This window comes from Clostridium sp. HBUAS56017, from assembly GCF_007115085.1.
In the GTDB taxonomy this organism is placed as follows: domain Bacteria; phylum Bacillota; class Clostridia; order Clostridiales; family Clostridiaceae; genus Clostridium; species Clostridium cibarium.
Window position 1 is genome coordinate 64,524 of sequence record NZ_SULK01000007.1, and the last position, 15,487, is coordinate 80,010.

General features: G+C 31.9%; 10 protein-coding genes. 7 read left to right on the forward strand and 3 right to left on the reverse strand.

Annotation, left to right across the window (positions count from 1 at the left end):
* Window positions 1-36: 36 nt before the first annotated feature.
* A complete protein-coding gene (locus FAY47_RS08165) occupies window positions 37-3,660 on the reverse strand; it encodes a family 43 glycosylhydrolase (protein WP_143316213.1) in 3,624 nt (1,207 codons plus the stop codon).
* 287 nt (window positions 3,661-3,947) lie between these two features.
* Here FAY47_RS08165 and FAY47_RS08170 point away from each other — a divergent pair, with 287 nt between their 5' ends.
* Both FAY47_RS08170 and FAY47_RS08175 read left to right on the forward strand, forming a co-directional pair.
* Complete coding sequence (locus FAY47_RS08170; protein WP_143316214.1) at window positions 3,948-4,292, forward strand: phenylpyruvate tautomerase MIF-related protein; 345 nt, start codon at window positions 3,948-3,950, stop codon at window positions 4,290-4,292.
* Between the two features lie 130 nt (window positions 4,293-4,422).
* The gene (locus FAY47_RS08175; protein WP_143316215.1) at window positions 4,423-5,892 is read left to right on the forward strand and encodes an amino acid permease; all 1,470 of its coding nucleotides are present in this window, start codon (window positions 4,423-4,425) and stop codon (window positions 5,890-5,892) included.
* Between the two features lie 181 nt (window positions 5,893-6,073).
* On the opposite strand, the gene FAY47_RS08180 is transcribed toward FAY47_RS08175, so the two are convergent.
* Both FAY47_RS08180 and FAY47_RS08185 read right to left on the reverse strand, forming a co-directional pair.
* The gene (locus FAY47_RS08180) at window positions 6,074-7,480 is read right to left on the reverse strand and encodes a sugar porter family MFS transporter (RefSeq protein WP_143316216.1); all 1,407 of its coding nucleotides are present in this window, start codon (window positions 7,478-7,480) and stop codon (window positions 6,074-6,076) included.
* Between the two features lie 182 nt (window positions 7,481-7,662).
* A complete protein-coding gene (locus FAY47_RS08185; RefSeq protein ID WP_143316217.1) occupies window positions 7,663-8,754 on the reverse strand; it encodes a GntR family transcriptional regulator in 1,092 nt (363 codons plus the stop codon).
* A gap of 175 nt (window positions 8,755-8,929) precedes the next feature.
* Between FAY47_RS08185 and FAY47_RS08190 the strand changes: the two genes are divergently transcribed.
* From FAY47_RS08190 to tkt, 5 genes are read left to right on the forward strand one after another with little or no spacing between them, the layout of a single operon-like run.
* Entirely contained in the window at window positions 8,930-10,615 is a 1,686-nt protein-coding gene (locus tag FAY47_RS08190; protein WP_143316218.1) for a ribulokinase, read from the forward strand.
* A gap of 4 nt (window positions 10,616-10,619) precedes the next feature.
* Window positions 10,620-11,345 (forward strand): L-ribulose-5-phosphate 4-epimerase, encoded by a 726-nt coding sequence (araD, locus tag FAY47_RS08195; protein ID WP_143316219.1) that lies wholly within the window; start codon window positions 10,620-10,622, stop codon window positions 11,343-11,345.
* The gene (araA, locus tag FAY47_RS08200) at window positions 11,338-12,804 is read left to right on the forward strand and encodes an L-arabinose isomerase (RefSeq protein ID WP_143316220.1); all 1,467 of its coding nucleotides are present in this window, start codon (window positions 11,338-11,340) and stop codon (window positions 12,802-12,804) included. The genes araD and araA overlap by 8 nt, the downstream gene beginning before the upstream one ends.
* 24 nt (window positions 12,805-12,828) lie before the next feature.
* Window positions 12,829-13,476, forward strand: a complete 648-nt coding sequence (fsa, locus tag FAY47_RS08205; RefSeq protein ID WP_143316221.1) for a fructose-6-phosphate aldolase — start codon at window positions 12,829-12,831, stop codon at window positions 13,474-13,476.
* Window positions 13,477-13,494: 18 nt separating this feature from the next.
* Complete coding sequence (tkt, locus tag FAY47_RS08210; RefSeq protein WP_143316222.1) at window positions 13,495-15,483, forward strand: transketolase; 1,989 nt, start codon at window positions 13,495-13,497, stop codon at window positions 15,481-15,483.
* The last annotated feature ends 4 nt before the right edge of the window (window positions 15,484-15,487 follow it).

The following is a 15,487-nucleotide window of genomic DNA, read 5'->3' on the forward strand; positions in this document are numbered from 1 at the left end:
TTGAATTAATTATTTAGTACAAAAGCCCTTATAAACCTAATTAAATATCTTTTTCAACCAATCTAATATCTTGTCAAAAAAATTCTTAATAATATCAAAAAGTGATGGGTCTGGAATATCTTGCTTTAAAACTGTAATTTCAGCTATAGCTTTAATTTCTGTTCCTTGAACATTTCCTTCAACTTCAAATTTACCAGGTTTATTTATTAAATCTTTATTATATTCATTCCATAATACTTCAAGCGGTTCATTTGTTCCATCATTATAATTTACATTCACGCATTTTGGTAAATTAACATTTTTTCCTACTGTTGTGGTTAAATCTGTTTTGGCAATGCTTGTAATAGTCTTTTCTTTCTTAGCTACATTTATTGTTGCTGTAATAGTCTTAAATTTATCATTTAGAATATCTTTATTAGACATTCTTAAATTTGGAGTTCCATCACTATTCCAATGAACTCTTAAAATCCTTGTGCTTCTATTAGGATCATTTAATGGGTCTCCATTTATTTCTGCATAGGATCTTGCATGATAAACTAAAATATCATTACCTTTTTCATCTACTGTAAATGTACAGTGTCCAGGACCATATTCTCTATTCAAATCTTCAGTTGTCAATATTGGGTATTGCGTTTTTGTCCAAGCATTTTTGTCCATTAAATTACTGTTTTCATCTGCTGTTAGCATTCCTACACAATATTCTGATCCTGTTCCAGCAGCTGAAAATGCGATGATAACTTTTCCATTTCTATTAATAACTGTAGGTCCTTCATTAACATTAAATCTAATAGTTTCCCAGCCGTATTCAGGTTTTGTTAAAAGGATTGGGTTACCTTCTATTGTATATGGATTTACCATCTTGTCCATATATAAGTTTGAATTACCTGCTGAATCTTTTTGTGCCCATACTAGATATCTTTGTCCATTAATTTCAAAGGTTGTGGCATCAAGTGAAAAGTTAGAAAATGCATTAACTACAGAATTATTTTCAGTTGCTTTTTGTACAACTCCTTTTTCAGTCCAAGTTCCATCTATTGGATTATCTCCATTACATTCAAGCACATAGGGTTTTATTGCCCATACATCTTCTGCTGCTCCAGCAGCAAAATACATATACCATCTTCCATCAATATAATGAAGCTCTGGTGCCCATATGTGAGAACCCATTTCTCCAGTAGCATGTTTTGTCCATATTGTAACTTCCTCTGCATCCTTTAACCCTTCAATTGTTTTTGCTCTTCGTAAAACAATTTTATCATATTCAGGAACTGTAGCTGTAAAATAATAATATCCATCAGAATGTTTGTATATATATGGGTCGGCTCTTTGTTCAATCAATGGATTAGAGTATTCATACAAATTTGGAACAGTTCCTTTAACTTCAAAAGAACCTTCACTTTTATACTTTCTTTCATCAATATTCTCCCAGTTTACATTCATGTCATCGGTTGAGCCATCACTATATTTCATTTTAACTTGCTTTGGAAGTTCTGGCTTTACCCCTTCTTTAGTTGTAACATTAATATCTTCCACACCAGTATTAGTTACTTTTCCTAATTTATTTTTTAAGTTATCAAGTTCAGCTTCTGTAACCTTAACAGTGCTTCCATGTCTTGCGCCTTTCGGTACTGTAAACTCAGTATCACTTAATGCTTTCCAGTCAGCTTCGTTATCAAGGTTTGTATTTTTTACTGCTCCCCATTTACCTTCGTAATATCTGTCATATAATACATACCAATCCTTTGAATTTAAGGATTTAACTATTGTTGGTCCTTCACATTTAGCATCTGTTATGAAATTATTAGTGATAACATTAAAACTACCTGGTTCTAAAGAATTAGACTTAGCAACTTTTATACTCTTACCAGAATTAGTTTCATCTTTATAAATCATGTAATAGGAATCATTATTTTCTACAACAGTTGCATCAATTACTGAATAACCTGGATTAAAGTATTCCTTAGGCTCTGACATAGTTTTAAAATCCTTTGTTGTATTAGAGTAAATAACATTGCCAGACCAGAAGATTCTATATTGTCCATTTTTCTTATCATAAATACATTCTGGTGCCCATGCATGTTGTCCATCTGAATTCATAGTAACAAGATTTTCATCACTATAATTGATCATATCATTAGAATTCCAAGTGTAAATTTTATTGTCGTTCCAATTGTTAGTCGCAAGTAATCCAAATGATCCATCTTGTTTTCTAAATAAGAAAGGATCACGGATATGCTTAGTTCCTGTCTTTGGGAACAAAATACCTTTATTATTATTAAGAGGTGTCCAATTTACACCATCATAACTATAAGCAAGATGTAATGAATCACTTATTTCAGTTTGCTCTCCTGTGAAATAAGCCATTATATATGCTGAATATTCTTCTAAAACCTTTATATTAAAATCTTTATACATAGTATATTCACCATTCTTTATTGTGGCAGTTAAAGTTGCATTTTGATTTCCTTCTCCTTTTTCAGGTCTATGAACTTTTCCATTGTCTTCTATTAATGATGTATCTGAAGATTTCCATGAAACAGTTGACCCATATTTTGTAGCTGTTTTGAGATATAAATCTTCAGTTGCTACAGTAACAAGTCCAACAGATAATTCATTAAAATCTTTTTTTATATCTTCCTTTTGATTTGGAGCTAAAACTATAATATCAAAATCTTTTGTAGCAGTTAGGTTTCCTCTAGTTACTGTTGCTGTTAATTTAACTTTAGTATCTACAGCTTGTCTAGTAACTTTACCCTCTGAAGTTATAACATCATTATTACTTGATACCCAAGTGACTTTTGAGCCATGTTCTCCAGCTAAGGGTAAAGTGATATCTTCACTAACTTCTGTATTATTTAATGATAATTTTTTTACATCAGTATTTAATAAATCCTCTTCTAAGCCTGAAGATAACTCTTTTACATTCTCTTTATCCAGTGCTGTGTCATATATTTTAAAATCAGCTATTTTACCTTTAAAATAAGGATCAGTATATTTTGAAAGTATTCCATCATATTGAGATTTTCCAATAAAGTTTCTTGTGGTGTTTCCTAAATCATTTAAATTTATATTCACCTGTTTATTTAATATTTCATCACCATTATCATAAATAGTTAAATTTCCTTTAGACATAACTAAAGTTAAGTTTCTCCAAGAATTAGTGTCATTTACTAACCTTGTTGTATTGTAATAAGCCTCTTTAGAGTTTTTACTAAAGGCAATTCTTGAAGTACTTTGATTAGATGTTGGAGTATAGAACATATAATTATCTACACCACTTCCAAAGTCAAAAAGTCTAGACCATTGTGAAACAGAGTCTATCTCATAAGTTGTACTAATTGTAAAATCAGTTAGTCCTTTAGTAATATTATCTGGCAATTTCACATATCCATTAACACCATCAAGCTGTAAAGCTCCATCACCAATATCATCTACATAAGTAGCACCTCCAAATAATTGTCCGTTATTTCCATTATTAGAAATATCATTAACGATATTGCCGTCCTTTTGACTAAAATCATAATGTAGTTTTAAGTGATTTTCTGAATCTTTACTATCAGCTTTTGCAATAAATCCTTCAGGCATTATTGAAAATATCATACTAGCAATTACTACAAACGCTGTTCTCTTATAAAGTTTTTTAATTTTTATTCTTTTCATAAAAATTCCCTCCAAATGTTAAAATTTTTATTTTAAAATTTATACCCTCCTTTCAGATAACGTTTACTTTCTTATCTCTATTTTACCATATATTACCTAAAATTTCTTGGATTTGCTGACATAAAAATATATATTTTATGATTTGGATTTTTTATAAGCTTTGAAATATCCTTTTTAGGTATTATATTTTTCTGAGGCTATTAGGCACTATTTCTAAGAAATATAGTACATAATAAAATTATATTGTAATATTAATATATAAGTTTAATTTGAAAGGGGATAGAATAATGCCATTTATAGGATCAAAAGTTAGTGTTAAAATCTCAAAAGAAAAAGAAGGAATTATAAAAACGAAGTTAGGAAAGGCTATAGAATTAATTCCAGGAAAAAGTGAGACTTATTTAATGGTTGGCTTCGAAGATGAATATTCATTATATTTTGCTGGAGAGAAGCTGGAAAAGGGTGCTTTTGTAGAAGTTAAAATATTCGGAAAAACAAGTAAAGATGCTTATGAAAAATTAACAGAAGCTATTTGTAATATTTATGAAGAAGAATTAGAAATACCTCAAAATGAAATATATGTTAAGTATGAGGAAGTTAGTGATTGGGGATGGAACGGAAGAAATTTTTAAATATTTTATATACTCAGGGATAGAAGAAATTCTATCCTTAATTTATTTATTAAGAAACTGAATGTATTTAAATATTTGAGGAATAATACTATTAGTTTTAGATTGGTTTAGTCTGGGAGGCGAGAGTATTATGGAAAAAAAACATCAAGGATTATCAGCAGGTCATCTTACAATGATGACTCTAGGAACTGTTATAGGAGGTTCATTTTTTCTTGGATCTTCTGTAGCCATAAATGCGGCAGGACCTTCTATTATAGTATCTTATATTTTAGGAGGTATATTAGTTTATTATATACTATATGCCTTATCTGAGCTAACTGTAGCAAACCCTCATTCTGGCTCCTTCCGTACTTTTGCAACACAGGTATTTGGACCAGGAACTGGATTTGTTGTAGGCTGGGTGTATTGGACTGGAATGATTCTTTCTATGTCTAGTGAAGCTACTGCTGTATCAATTTTGATACTTAATTGGCTTCCTAAAATACCTGTATCATTGATGGGAAGCATAATAATAATTGCTGTTACTCTGCTTAATCTTTTAGGAGCAGATAAGATAGGTAAGTTAGCAAGCAGTCTTGCTTCAGTGAAATTATTAGCAATAGTTTTTTTTATTATTATATCAGTGCTATTGATTACAGGAATAATTCCAGGAACTTCAGCAATTGGAGTTGGAGAGTTAGCTAGGGAGCCTTTTATGGCAGGAGGATTAAAGGGCATTGCAGGCAGCATGCTTATAGTTATATTTGCCTATGCAGGTTTTGAAATAATTGGATTAGCTGCATCAGAAACAGCCAATCCTAGGGAAACAGTTCCAAAAGCAATTAGAAATACTGTTTTTGGACTTGTAGGGTTATATATACTTTCTGTTATTGTATTACTTCCAATTGTTCCAACAGCTGAACTAAGTGAGAGTATAAGCCCTATGGTAGTTGCTCTTAATAGATGGGGAATGGGATGGGCTAGTGCAGTTATGAATTTAGTTCTTATTACAGCAATACTATCTGCTTCACTGGCATCTATGTTTGGAATTGGAAGGATGATGAGATCACTTGCAGATGAAGGTCAGGCGCCAAGGTGGTTAAAAGATAAAAGAGATGTACCTTTCCGAGGAATGTTGTTTTCTGGACTTTCAATGTTAATAGCATTATGGCTAGGTCTTTTGTTTCCAAGAGTATATTTGTTTTTAATAAGTTCAAGTGGCTTTGCATTTCTTTTTACATATGTAGTAATTTTGGCTATTCATATACGATTTCGCAAAATGAATAGATATTCTAATGATGGAAAGGGGAAGATGTCTGGATTTCCCTATGCATCTTTATTTGCTCTAATAGGCATGATTGTTGTTATTTTAAGTATGCCATTCATTTCAGGTCAAGGAGTAGGACTTATAGCTGGAGTTGTAATGATAGCATTATATTCATTAATTTATCTTGGAATGAAATCTTTTAGTAGCTCCAAAGCTCAAAATTTAGCTGTTAGAAGTTTAAATATTAAGAGGTATAGGGGGAAATTAGCAGTAGAATTTTCAAAAGAGTTAGCAGAGGAGATTATAAAAAAAGATAATGATAAAAGAAATCTTACTAAAAAAGCTGATGAGTAAATGAAGTTTTAATATTTATAATGTTATTGAAAAAATATAATGAGGATTAATGGACATAAGGTTTTTGAAGGTAAAATTAGATTAATAGCATAAATTAGAAAGATGATTACTGAATGTTCAGTAATCATCTTTCTAATTTATATAAAATTTTATTAAAGGGTTACGGATTCTTTATATTAAATTATTTTGCATCTAAAGAAGGTGAAACATGTTTTTTTGATTTAGGAAGCCAGAATTTTTCTATTTCTTCTAAAGATTTATTCTTAGTTTCTGGAACTTTAGTTTTAACTATTATAAAACAAAATACATTTATTCCACAGAACATCCAGAAAGTATAAGCTCCTCCAATACCATTTAGAAGCATTGGTGTAAATTGACCAATAGCCCAGTTAGCACCCCATAAGAAAATTGTTGCTATACCTGTTGCACGTGCTCTTAAATGATTAGGGAATATTTCAGGAATCATAATCCAAGGAATAGGTCCCATTGAAATACAGAAAGAAACAACAAAGCAAACAATAAATAATAAGATTAAATATCCATTAGAAAGATGTATATAGAAAGAAGTTCCGATTAATAGCATGAAAATTGCCATAAGAGCTGAACCTATTTCCATTAACTTTTTACGACCAAGTTTATCTATTAAGAACATGGCTAAAACAGTTGAGAAAATTTCAACTACACCTATAATGCTTGTAGCAAGGAAACTTGAATTACTCTTAAATCCGATCATTTGAAATATTTCAGGACCATAGTAAGTAATTGAGTTCATACCAATAGCTTGATTAAATATAGCTAAGAAAATACCTATATATAGAGCACTACGAAGTCCAGGTTGAAAAAGTTGTTTTAATGATGAATCCTTTTCAGAGTCAATAGATTTTGAAATAGAATCAAGTTCTTCTTTTGCTATTTTAGGACCATTAATTTTAGTTAAAACAGCAGATGCTTTTTCAAGATTACCGGATTTAACTAAGAAACGTGGACTTTCAGGAACAAAGAATAGAGTTAATAAAAATATTACAGCTGGAAGAGTTCCACATGCTAACATATATCTCCAACCTGTAGAAATTCTCCAGGAATCTCCACCCATGTTTACGATTGCAAGATTGACAAAATAAGTTATTGAAATACCGAATATAGTAAATAACTGATACAGAGAAGATAACCTACCACGTATTGATGGAGGAGCACATTCAGTGATGTATGTTACTGATAATGCTGATGCCATTCCAATACCTAGTCCACCTATTATACGAGCAAATATTAAGACGAATACAGTAGTAGAAGCAGCAGAAATTACAGCGGAAATAGCAAATAATGCAGCTGCAATCATTAATACCTTTCTTCTACCGATAGCATCACCTAAAAAACCAGAAAAACCAACACCGATGACACCACCAACCATAATACTAGAAATTACGAAACCTTCCATAGCAGGGGATAGGTTATATAATTGTTTTAGAAAACCTATTGCACCGGATATTACTGCAGTGTCGTAACCATATAGTAAACCGCCAAGACCTGCAGCACAAGAAATTAAGATTATAAATAATAAAGAATGCTTATGTGAATTGTTTCCTTCCATTGAAAACTCCTCCTTAAATTTAGTATATTTAAACAATATTAACTTTTTATGAAAGCGATTACTCTTAAATGGTAATATTTATCTGTATAATTGTCAATACAAAATATTTTTTTATACGTACAAATTGGAATAAAGAAGAAAAGAAAAGTCCCTTGCAGTCTTAGTGCAGAGGACTTAAAAAATTATTTTTTTATTTCACAGGTTGAATTTCTAACAACAAGTTCTGGATCATAAAGAATTGAATCAGTAGGTTCAAATTTATTATTGTTATTAATTAATTTTATAATTAAGTTAGCAGCATCTTTACCCATTTGCTCTTTAGGGTGAGTTATGGAAGTTAGATTAGGATTCATTACTACTGCAAGATGAGAATCATCAAAGCCTACAATTGAAAGATCTTCGGGAACTCTTAAATTAAGTTTTTCAGCAATGGTTAATACCATAAATGCTATTTCATCATTATAGCAAAAGATTCCTGTAGGCTTTTTTACAGATTTTAATGCATATTCTATTTTTGGTGGAAGGGATGTGGTTATTTCTTCAGAAAGATAAGTTAAAATTTGTCCTGGTGTAGGTGCAATATTATTTTCTTGGCATTCTGAAATAAATCCGTTCATTCTATTAATCCCTTGAGAATCATCAACTTTAAAAATACCCATCAAATTTGTATGCCCTAAGGATATTAGATGATTTGTTGCAAGTTTTCCACCTTTAAAGTCATCTACTCTAAGGCTTGGCGAATCTAGTCCGGCGTAACAAGCATTTATCATTACAAATGGGATATTTTTGTCAATTATGTTGTTTAGATACCCAATATTTTGACTTTGATATGCACTCTTTGTTGGTTCTAAAATAAGTCCATCTATTTTGTGAGCTAACAAATTTTTTAAATTGCTGTTTTCGAACATAACGTTGTTGTTTGTTGAAGATAATAAAAGTGAATAGGACTCAGAATAAAGAGTATCTTCCATACCTCTAATTATGTCTGGAAAAATATAATTAGATATGTGAGTTGTAAGTACGGCTACATTTTTTGTATCTATGATATTAGTGCTATTTTCTGTCCAATTAGATAAATAAATGCCACTTCCTTGGATTCTATAAACATATTGTAAAGAAACTAGATCACCTATGGCTTTTCTTATAGTATGCCTACTTACCTTGAATATTTCCATTAATTCTGATTCAGTTGGTATTTTTTCGTGAGGTTTGTATCTGCCAGTTTTGGCCCAGTCTATAATACTTTCTTCTACCTCTTCATATTTGTGTTTCATGATCTTCTCCTAAATAAAATATTTTACATAAATTATATCAAAATTGAACTGACTTAACAACATTATGTAGAATATTAGTACGTATAAATTTAAAAATAAATATTGACATTTGTACGTATGAATATTATGCTTTTCTTATGAAAGCGATTAACTTAAGAAAAGGTGGTCGGTAAAAATGTCAAATAAATATACTGTTGGAGTTGATTTTGGATCTTTGTCTGCAAGAGCAGTAGTTGTTAGCTTAGAAGATGGTGAGGTTTTATCATCAGATGTTATGGATTATCCTGATGCAGTTATAGATGAATATTTGCCAGGAACTAATATTAAGCTTGGCAACGACTGGGCACTTCAGAATCCAAATGATTATTACAATTGTTTTATTACAACTGTTAAAAAAGCAGTTCAAGAGGCTTGTAAAACAATATCAAAGGATGACATTATTGGTGTCTCTGTTGATTTCACATCTTGTACCGTTCTTCCTGTTAAGGCAGATGGAACTCCTTTAATGAATATTGATAGATGGCACGATAATCCTCATGCATGGGTAAAACTATGGAAACATCATGCTGCACAAGGACAAGCAGATGAGCTGAATGCCATTGCAAGAAAGAGGAATGAAGCTTGGCTTAAATATTATGGAGGTAAGATTTCATCTGAATGGTTATTTCCAAAACTAATGCAGATAGCTGAAGAAGCACCAGAAGTTTATAAAGAAATGGATAGATTTATAGAAGCTACAGATTGGATTACCTGGCAGTTAACTGGAGTAGAAATGCGTAATAAGACAACTGCTGGTTATAAAGCTATTTGGAATGCAGAAACAGGATTTCCAAGCAAAGAATTTTTTAAAGCTTTAAATCCATTGATGGAAAACGTTATAGAAGAAAAGATAGGAACAACTTTCTATTCCGTTGGAGAGAAGGCTGGAAATCTTTTATCGAAAGTAGCAGAAGCTACAGGGCTAAACACAGGTATACCAGTAGCTATAGGAAATGTAGATGCTCATGTATCAGTTGCTCCAACTGGAGTTATTGAAGCAGGAACAATGCTTAATATTATGGGAACATCAACTTGTGATATTACACTTGGAAATAAAGAGGTTCCAGTACCAGGGATATGTGGTGTAGTAAAAGATGGAGCAGTACCAGGTTATTATGCTTATGAGTCAGGACAAAATGCTGTTGGTGATATATTTGCTTGGTTTGTTAAAAATCAAGTTCCAGAAAGATATTTTAATGAAGCAAATGAAAGAAATATGAATATTCATCAATTACTAGAAGAGAAAGCTAAGAGATTAAATATTGGCGAAAGTGGACTATTAGCCTTAGATTGGTGGAATGGAAATAGATCTATCTTAGTAGATACTGATCTTACAGGACTTATCTTTGGTATGAATCTTGAAACAAAGCCAGAAGAAATTTATAGAGCATTAATAGAAGCTACAGCTTTTGGTAAGAGATTAATTATAGATAATTTTGAAAAAAATGATATAAAAATCGACAAGCTTATTGTTTGTGGAGGATTACCTCATAAAAATCAAATGTTAAATCAAATATATGCAGATATAACAGGAAAAGAAATATTTATAGCTGAACATCTTCAAGCACCTGCAATAGGTGCAGCTATGTTTGCTGCAGTTGCAGCAGGAAAGGAACTTGGAGGATTTGATTCTATAGAAGAGGCATCTAAAAAGATGACAAGACTTAAGGAACAATCTATAAAACCTATCCCTGAAAATATGAAGAGATATGAAGCTATTTATAAAGAATATGTAAAATTACATGATTACTTTGGTCGTGGAGAAAACGATGTAATGAAGCGCCTTAAGAAAATTAAGGAGAATGCTGTAAAGGAAGGGTAAGTTTATGTTAGAAAAGTTAAAGAAAGAGGTATTGGAAGCTAATTTATTATTACCTAAGTATGGATTAGTGACATTCACATGGGGAAATGTAAGTGGTATAGATAGAGAGAAAGGCTTAGTTGTAATTAAGCCTAGTGGAGTTGAGTACTCAGAAATGAAAGCTAGTGACATGGTTGTAGTGGATTTAGATGGAAAGATTGTAGAGGGAAACTTGAATCCATCCAGTGATACAGCAACACATTTAGTTTTATATAAGGCGTTTCCAAATATAAAGGGAATTGTGCACACACATTCACCTTGGGCAGTTTCATTTGCACAGGCAGGATTAGAAGTTCCAGCATCGGGAACTACACAAGGAGATTATTTCTATGGAGATATACCTGTAACTCGTCAAATGACAGTAGAAGAAATTAAAGGTCAATATGAAAAAGAAACAGGTAATGTTATTGCTGAAACCTTTAGAAGTAAAAATATAAATCCTGATTACATGCCAGGAGTTTTAGTAAATGATCATGGTCCATTTACTTGGGGAACAGATCCTAAAAATGCTGTACACAATTCTGTTGTATTAGAAGAGGTGGCAAAGATGACTTACCATTCTTTGCAGTTAAATCCTGAAAATATTAGGATGAATAAATCATTATTAGATAAGCACTTTTTCCGTAAGCATGGAGAAAATGCATATTATGGTCAAAATATAAGTGAAAAGGGAGAGATAAATTATGTTTAAAAATAGTAAAATGGAATTTTGGTTTGTAGTAGGAAGTCAGCATCTATATGGAGAAGAAGCTTTAGCTGAAGTTAGAAAAGATTCACAAGAAATCGTAGATGAACTAAATAGAAGTGGAAATTTACCTTATGAAATAGTATTTAAATCTTTAGCAACATCAGCTGATGAAATAAAAAAGATAATGAAAGAGGTTAACTATAGAGATGAGGTAGCAGGGGTAATTACATGGATGCATACATTCTCACCAGCTAAGATGTGGATTGCTGGAACTAAACTTCTACAAAAGCCACTACTACATTTAGCAACTCAATTTAACGAAAATATTCCTTGGAAGAAAATAGATATGGACTATATGAACTTGCATCAAAGTGCCCATGGAGATAGAGAATATGGATTTATTAATGCAAGACTTAATAAAAATAATAAAGTTATAGTAGGATACTGGAAAGATAAAAATATCCAAAGGGAAGTATCTGATTGGATGAAGGTGGCAGTAGGGTATATGGCTAGCCAAGATATAAAGGTAGCTCGTTTTGGTGATAATATGCGTAATGTTGCTGTTACAGAGGGAGACAAGATAGAAGCTCAAATTCAATTTGGATGGACAGTTGATTATTTTGCTGTAGGTGATTTGGTAGCTGAAATAAACAAGGTATCAGAAAGTGAAATTGATAAAACTTACAAAGAATTTGAAGAATTATATATTTTAGATCCAGGAGAAAATGATCCAGCATATTATGAAAAGCAAGTTAAAGAACAAATTAGGATGGAAATAGCACTAAGAACTTTCTTAGATAGAGGAAATTACAATGCATTCTGTACAAACTTTGAAGATCTTTATGGAATGAAGCAATTACCTGGACTAGCAGTTCAACGTTTAAATGCAGAAGGTTATGGATTTGCAGGTGAAGGAGATTGGAAGACTGCAGCTTTAGATAGAATGTTAAAAGTTATGACTAATAACACTAGAACTGGATTTATGGAAGATTACACATATGAACTACAAAGTGGAAATGAAAAGGTATTAGGTGCACATATGTTAGAAGTTGACCCAACTTTTGCATCAGATAGACCAAAGGTTGTTGTTAAACCACTTGGAATAGGTGATAAAGAAGATCCAGCTCGTTTAATATTTAATGGATCAACAGGAAAAGGTGTAGCCGTGTCTATGCTAGATCTTGGAAGTAATTATAGATTAATTATAAATGAATTAACTGCTGTAGAACCAGATGAAGATATGCCTAACTTGCCAGTTGCAAAGATGGTATGGAAACCAGAACCTAATTTCCTTGATGGTGTAAGAGCTTGGATTTATGCAGGTGGTGGACATCATACAGTTGTTTCATTAGATTTAACAGTAGAACAAGTATATGACTGGAGCCGTATGGTAGGACTTGAAACTATAGTTATAGATAAGGAAACTAAACTTAGAGATATTATAGAAAAAACAACAAAGTAAGTTAAGAAATTAGGAGGATAAGAAATGAAACTATTTATAGATACAGCTAATGTTGAAGAAATAAAAGAAGCTAATGACATGGGGATAATTTGTGGAGTAACAACAAACCCTTCACTTATAGCAAAAGAAGGTAGGGATTTTAAAGAAGTTATACAAGAGATTACATCTATAGTGGATGGACCTATAAGTGGTGAAGTCATTGCATTAGATGCAGAAGGAATGATTAAGGAAGGTAGAGAAATAGCTAAAATCCATAAGAATATGGTAGTAAAAATACCAATAACAGAAGAGGGATTAAAAGCTGTTAAGGTGTTATCTAAAGAAGGAATAAAAACAAATGTAACACTTATATTTTCAGCAGGGCAAGCTCTTTTAGCAGCAAAAGCAGGTGCTACTTTTGTAAGTCCTTTTCTTGGTAGATTAGATGATATATCATCTAATTCTATGGAGCTAATAAATTCAATTGTCAATATATTTAATATTCATGGAATAAAGACAGAAATAATAGCTGCAAGCATAAGAAGTCCAAAGCATGTAGTTGATGCAGCAGAAGCTGGAGCACATATAGGGACAATTCCATATAAAATTTTAAAGCAATTAGTTAAACATCCTCTTACTGATGCAGGGATAGAAAGATTTATGAAGGATTGGAAAGATGCATTTAATAGATAGCAAAGGAGATAAAACACCATGAATATAGATAATTTAGCTATAAATACAATAAGAATACTTTCTGCAGAAGCTATAGAAAAGGCGAAGTCTGGGCATCCAGGCTTGCCTTTGGGCTGTGCAAGCATGGCATATACACTTTGGAGTAGACATTTAAAACATAATCCAGAAAATGTTGAGTGGAAGAACAGAGATAGATTTGTACTTTCTGCAGGACATGGTTCAATGCTTTTATATTCACTACTTAATGTCTTTGGATATGATGTAAGTATAGATGATATAAAGAATTTTAGACAATTTGGAAGCAAGACTCCTGGACATCCTGAATATGGACATACTCATGGGATAGAAACAACAACAGGACCACTTGGACAAGGAATTTGTAATGCTGTTGGTATGGCTATAGCGGAAACTTATTTAGCAGAAAAGTTTAATAGAGAAAAATATAAGGTTGTAGATCATTATACTTATGCTGTAGCTGGTGATGGATGTCTAATGGAAGGAATTTCAGGTGAAGCTAGCTCTTTAGCTGGGACACTTGGACTAGGAAAATTAATAGTTTTATATGATTCAAACAACATATCTATAGAAGGAAATACAGATATTGCTTTTAGAGAAAATGTAGCTTTAAGATATAAAGCTTATGGTTGGCAAGTCATAAATGTAGATGATGGTAATAATATAGAAGAAGTAGATGCAGCTATTAAAAAGGCTAAAGAAGAAAAGAATAAGCCTTCTATACTAATAGTAAAAAATATTATAGGATTTGGTTGTCCTAATAAACAAGGAACACCATCAGCTCATGGTGAGGCTTTAGGGGAAGAAAATCTAAGACTTACAAAGGAAAATTTAAATTGGAATTATGAGCCTTTTAGTGTTCCAAATGAAGTAAGAGCTTTTAGAGAAGAATTTAAAGTAAGAGCTAAAAAAGAAGAAGAAAAATGGAATAAGTTATTTAAAGAATATGAAAAAGAATATCCTTCATTAGCTAAAGAGTGGGAGCTTTGGTTTAATGGGGAAGGAGAAGTTAATCTTCTTGAAGCGGAAGAGTTTTGGAAGTTTGATAAACCAATGGCAACAAGACAATCTTCAGGGGTTATAATCAATAGACTTGCTAAAGTAATTCCTAATCTTATGGGAGGTTCTGCAGATTTAGCTCCATCAAATAAAACATATATGAATGATAGAGGAGATTTTTCTGCTGAAAATAGAAAAGGTTCAAATATGCATTTTGGAGTAAGGGAACATGCTATGGCAGCCATTGCTAATGGAATGTATTTACATGGAGGACTTAAAGTATTTGTAGGAACTTTCTTTGTATTTAGTGATTATATGAAGGGGGCAATGAGACTTTCAGCTTTAATGAAACTTCCAATTACTTATGTGTTAACCCATGATAGTATTGGAGTAGGAGAAGATGGACCAACTCATGAACCTATTGAACAGTTAGCAGCACTTAGATCAATTCCTAATATGACTACATTTAGACCGGCGGATTCAAATGAAACTGCTGCAGCTTGGTACAGTGCAATAAATAGTAAAAAAGGTCCAACTGCGTTGGTTCTTACAAGACAAACACTACCTTTATATGATGGTTCAGGTAAAAATGCATTAAAGGGTGGATATATACTTAAGGATTCTAAAAATAAAGAAAATCCAGATGTTATATTAATGGCTTCAGGTTCCGAGGTTGAACTTATTTTAAATGCTGCAAAAGAGTTAGAAAAAGAAAATATAGATGCTAGAGTTGTTAGCATGCCTTCTTTTGAATTATTTGATGATCAAAGCGAAGAATATAAGAGTTCAGTATTGCCTAAAAAGGTTAGAGCAAGAGTTGCTGTGGAAGCTGCATCACCATTTGGATGGCATAAATATGTAGGTATTGATGGTGAAGTAATAGGAATGGAGACATTTGGAGCATCAGGAAAGGCAGAAGTTTTATTTAAAGAGTTTGGCTTTACTATAGAAAATGTAGTACAAAAAGCTAAAAGTGTTTTAGAAAATTTATAATAAG